The 4,481-nt window shown below is 41.9% G+C and carries 5 protein-coding genes and 1 tRNA gene; 2 read left to right on the top strand and 4 right to left on the bottom strand.

Annotation, left to right across the window (positions count from 1 at the left end):
• Window positions 1-525: 525 nt before the first annotated feature.
• Window positions 526-831 (bottom strand): DUF3007 family protein, encoded by a 306-nt coding sequence (locus tag EWV60_RS06135; protein ID WP_002733819.1) that lies wholly within the window; start codon window positions 829-831, stop codon window positions 526-528.
• Between the two features lie 21 nt (window positions 832-852).
• A complete protein-coding gene (gene ndhL / locus EWV60_RS06130; protein ID WP_002732218.1) occupies window positions 853-1,092 on the bottom strand; it encodes an NAD(P)H-quinone oxidoreductase subunit L in 240 nt (79 codons plus the stop codon).
• Window positions 1,093-1,264: 172 nt separating this feature from the next.
• Between ndhL and EWV60_RS06125 the strand changes: the two genes are divergently transcribed.
• Window positions 1,265-1,350, top strand: a tRNA-Leu gene (locus EWV60_RS06125).
• A 74-nt stretch (window positions 1,351-1,424) separates the two neighbouring features.
• Here EWV60_RS06125 and EWV60_RS06120 read toward each other — a convergent pair.
• Together EWV60_RS06120 and queG are read right to left on the bottom strand one after the other, a co-directional pair.
• A complete protein-coding gene (locus tag EWV60_RS06120) occupies window positions 1,425-2,063 on the bottom strand; it encodes an HAD-IA family hydrolase (protein WP_016516729.1) in 639 nt (212 codons plus the stop codon).
• A complete protein-coding gene (queG, locus tag EWV60_RS06115) occupies window positions 2,053-3,000 on the bottom strand; it encodes a tRNA epoxyqueuosine(34) reductase QueG (protein WP_287231582.1) in 948 nt (315 codons plus the stop codon). Before queG ends, EWV60_RS06120 begins: the two co-directional genes overlap by 11 nt.
• 347 nt (window positions 3,001-3,347) lie before the next feature.
• Here queG and EWV60_RS06110 point away from each other — a divergent pair, with 347 nt between their 5' ends.
• Window positions 3,348-4,046, top strand: a complete 699-nt coding sequence (locus EWV60_RS06110) for a DUF3782 domain-containing protein (protein WP_287231581.1) — start codon at window positions 3,348-3,350, stop codon at window positions 4,044-4,046.
• Window positions 4,047-4,481 lie beyond the last annotated feature (435 nt).

The raw sequence follows: 4,481 nt of genomic DNA, 5'->3' as shown, positions 1-4,481 counted from the left end.
CTATCTTTCTCTAAAAAAATGGAGAATCACGTTGGGGAACCCTTTGGTATTTTATCCATGACTACAATGCACAGCAAAGCAAAGGATTAAGCCGCCATCACTACTACCGAATCACCACCGGGTTTGAGAGGGTCACAAGCATTGTAGAATCGATCGTAATCTAGCTCTCTGTTTCCGCCCCAGTTCTCGCTCTGATTTTGATTCATAAATAACGCTTCTACAAAAATAGATTATCCATATCATAGATCGACGCAACTTGATAGGGAACAAATATTTTTATTCTTGACGGAAATTTTATCCCCTAATTGCTAAAACGACTTTTTCTATTGCTTCTTTCATGACCTTCTCAAACAATCTTAACATTAGTTCTCTTGACAAACGCCTCATCATAGGATTGTTTTAATTTCACAGAACTACACAGCAGTGGAATTATTTCCCACCGATTATTTAAAGACTTTAAGGACTAAATCAGATAAATTGGGCTATTATCAAGCCCAGATGCCAGATAAATCAGTTTTAACTGCTTTATTTAGTTTTTTCTTCTTCAATCTCCCGCTGCATTTGGGCGATTTCTTCGGGAGTCATCGCTTCCAGACGTTTTTTAAAGACGGCATCTTCGTAATCCTTGCGCTGTTGGCCGTAGGTCATATTATCGGTGGCGACTCGAAACAGATAGGTAAAAATCCAACCGATGACACCACCCACCAACACCGCTTGACTCCAAATTCCCGCCGAAGCACTATCTAAACCGGTTTTTTGCAGGATAATGTAGAGGATGCCGCCCACAGCAAACATCCCTATACCGATCCCGATGACATCAATGCGTCTCATGGGTTTTTTTGGGTTGATAACTTAAGCTTTGAGGGTACGACGTTGGGGACGGAAGTTAAGGAAAGGACTTAACAACAGCATCCCGGGAAAGAAAAAGCTCATCAGAAAGTACATAAACCCTCTTTCCCAAGAAGATGCCACATACCAGCGCGTATTGAGGTAGTAGTAGATAACGGCGGGAATGACGAGCAAATACAAGACACTGAGAGATAGGTAGATCAGGGCGATGATAATGGTTTCTTGCGTCAGAATTGATTGCATAAGGATTGATTTTTATCAATGGCTGTCGGTGAACTGCAATTCACCTGCTGATTATTTTACCCTGTCTTTCCCCCTTTGCGGCGATCGAATTGGCGGGCTAAAATAATTTACTGAAAATACTCTTGCTAATTAAATTATTTATGATATGATAAAAAATTGTCGGTTAAATAACGGGGGCGTGGCGGAATGGTAGACGCTACGGACTTAAAATCCGTTGAGCCTTATAAGCTCGTGAGAGTTCGAGTCTCTCTGCCCCCATCGATCGAAGTCTATATTTAAACTGAGTATTGGGTATTTTAGTACAAATGCCCTGTCACCTAGGAAAAACTTTTTCAGCCAGCCCGATCTAAAATATCCAATAATTCTAGGGGATGGTGAATGAGATGATCGGGGTTAAATTGGGTGAGAATTTGAGGGGAATTAAAGCCCCAAGCGACGGCCACCACTTGCACTCGACTTTTTTGGGCAGCAGTAATATCTCTGGTTTCATCGCCGACATAAATCATTTCATCGGGACAGAATTTATTTTGTCGGATCAGGCGATCGATAATTTTGTGTTTGCCGAATAAAGGCGTTCCCGAACAGATAAAATCAAATAAATTTAAGAGTTGATTATTACCTAAAAATATGGTGACATTTTCTTTGGTATTAGAAGTGATTATTCCTAATCTATAGCCTCTTTCTTTAAGAGTAGCGAGGCAGGGATGCCAGCCATGAAAGGGTTTCAGGCAGTCAATTTGTTTATTTAATTCCCGTTTAACTCGATAGAGTAAAAAAGGGATTTTAACGGGAGAAACTTGGGATTGTTTAATAATTTCTTGGGAACTAAGGTTTTTTAGTCTGGCCAAATCTTCCTCATTGACGGGTTGATAACCAAAATTTTTAGCCAAACGATTGACAATCTCCACGAAAGTATCGTGGGTATCGGCGATAGTACCATCAAAATCGAACACGACTACTTTAATTGTCATCTTGTGGGGGGTGAGGGGAATGGGCTAAATTAGCTTGGGCATTACGTCGCCACTGCTGGGGTTTAATTCGACGTAGGGCTGACGAGATAAAACGACGATCCCACTCCTCTATAGTTAGATTAGCTAATTCCTCCAATCTTGGCGAGAGGTTTTCCAGACGGGGTTGAAAATCCTCCACGTCGGTAACTTGGGCAAAACGTTGATTCCAAGGACAGACATCTTGACAGATATCGCAGCCAGCTACCCAACCTTGTAAATTCTTGGCAATTTCTGTAGGCAAAGTTACAGCACGATTTTCGATGGTATGGTAAGCAATACAGCGATTAGCATCCACCACATAGGGGCTAACTATTGCTTGGGTGGGACAGGCGCTTAAACAACGGCTACAGGTGCCACAATGGGCGCTATGGGGTTGATCGGGTTCTAAAGGTAAATTAGTTAATATTTCCCCTAAAAATACCCAACTGCCGTAATTACGGGTAATTAAGTTACCATTCTTGGCAATCCAGCCGATCCCTGCTCTTTGCGCCCAAACCTTATCCTGTACTGGTCCAGTGTCCACATAGTAACGGGTTTGAATTTGCTCCCCCTGACTTTCTAACCATTGACTGAGGGCTTTTAATTTTTTACTTAATACTTTGTGATAATCCCTTCCCCAAGCATAACGGGAAATTTTGCCATGGTTTTGTTCCTGACTGTGTTGCTGGGGGGTGTAGTAGTTAAGGGCGAGACAAATTAGCGATCGCACTTCCGGCCAAAGAGTTTTGATATCCTGTCGTTTCGGGTTAGTCATCCAATCCATATCAGCGTGATAACCCCGCTCTAACCAGCTTTTTAGATGGGATACCGCCGAGTCTTGACTATCCACAGAGGCAATACCGACCCCATGGAAACCTAACTCTAGTGCTTTTTCTTTGATCTGTGTTTCTGTAACCATAGAAATATCTTAAGTCAAGTATTTGTAACAATTATTTACAATGATCAATTTATTGAGCCAAATCCCAGGCTCAACAGTTAGAAACCATGATCAACGAAGAAACTGTGGTTCCCGTCCCCGCTATATCATCCTCATACTAAATCCAGTTATTAAAAACTGATTATTTATTCTCGGTTTTGCATGAGTGCATGAGTAGAAAACGGGTTTCTCCGAGAAACCCGTTTTCTGTGCGTTACTCAACGGATTTAGTATAACTATTGACTTGCTCAATTAACACCCGTCCCTAAAATGACTTGTACTTTGCTAGTACAATTATAGTAAAATAAGAAAGATTAAAACAAATAACCATGTCTCAACCGATTACCATCGAAGATATCTATAAACTTTTTGAGAAAACTAACGAAAAGTTTGAACAATCACGCCAAGAATACGATCGCCGGGCCGCCGAAGCCAAGGACGAAGCCGATCGCCGGGCCGCTGAATACGATCGCCGGGCCGCTGAAGCCAAGGACGAAGCCGATCGCCGGGCCGCTGAATACGATCGCCGGGCCGCTGAAGCTAAGGCCGAAGCCGATCGCCGTTTGGCCGAGCTAGAGAAAACAGTGGCTAATACCAGTCGTGCGGTGGATAGTTTAACCACTCGCTGGGGAAGATTTGTCGAGGAATTAGTCGAACCTGCTGTTATTGGCCTATTTCGTAGCAAAGGTATCGATGTTAAAGAAACCTACAGTCGTGCCAGGGTAAAACGGCAAGGAATAGCCATGGAGATTGACATTTTAGCCGTCGATGAAACCGAGGTAGTTTTAGTAGAATGTAAGTCTCGTTTATCGAAAGATGATGTCAACGATTTTTTAGAAAAATTAAGTCGATTTAAACAAGCATTTCCCCATTATAAGAACTATCAGGCTTATGGTGCAGTGGCGGGAATAGAAATAGACGAAGGAGTAGATCGTTATGCCTATAAACAGGGTTTATTTGTGATTAAACCATCGGGAGAAACGGTAGAAATTATTAATGATTCTGGTTTCGAGCCTAAATTATGGTAGGAGAAAGATGGGTCTTTCATCTGGCAAAGTATTGGCAGCAGGTTTAATTTTTCCAACCTAGCACTAAACTAACTTATGGATACGATGCACGATTAAGTAGTTGGACAAAAGTAAAGTTAACTGTAGGGTAAGGAGTCAGTAGCCGGTCGTCAGGAGTCGGTCGTCAGTAAGAATTGCGGCAATTTACATTTCTTAAGATAGACAACAGAATTTATGTCCGACTACTTAGTATTCATATTTTGATTCAGCAAACCCTAATTAATTTTTGAAGATTCAAAAACCGCAAAAATAAGGACTAAATCACCTAAAATCTGTGAATAGCTGGACTTCCCCGTTGACAAAAGGCCATAACCTGTGCTGTAGAAGGGATTAAGAGAATTTCCGCCGCCCCGTTACTGGGTACAAATCAGGGAAACTCCCAATAAATCTAACGCT

Origin of the sequence: Microcystis sp. Msp_OC_L_20101000_S702, from assembly GCF_007095705.1 — a bacterium.
GTDB lineage: Bacteria > Cyanobacteriota > Cyanobacteriia > Cyanobacteriales > Microcystaceae > Microcystis > Microcystis ichthyoblabe_A.
Note: the sequence above shows the minus strand (reverse complement) of the source record. Positions and strands in the feature narration are given on the sequence as shown.

What these genes read in the sequence shown, in the direction of transcription:
- EWV60_RS06135 (WP_002733819.1), bottom strand. Translation starts at nt 831, where the DNA reads ATGAGACGCATTGATGTCATCGGGATCGGTATAGGGATGTTTGCTGTG.
- ndhL (WP_002732218.1), bottom strand. Translation starts at nt 1,092, where the DNA reads ATGCAATCAATTCTGACGCAAGAAACCATTATCATCGCCCTGATCTAC.
- EWV60_RS06120 (WP_016516729.1), bottom strand. Translation starts at nt 2,063, where the DNA reads ATGACAATTAAAGTAGTCGTGTTCGATTTTGATGGTACTATCGCCGAT.
- queG (WP_287231582.1), bottom strand. Translation starts at nt 3,000, where the DNA reads ATGGTTACAGAAACACAGATCAAAGAAAAAGCACTAGAGTTAGGTTTC.
- EWV60_RS06110 (WP_287231581.1), top strand. Translation starts at nt 3,348, where the DNA reads ATGTCTCAACCGATTACCATCGAAGATATCTATAAACTTTTTGAGAAA.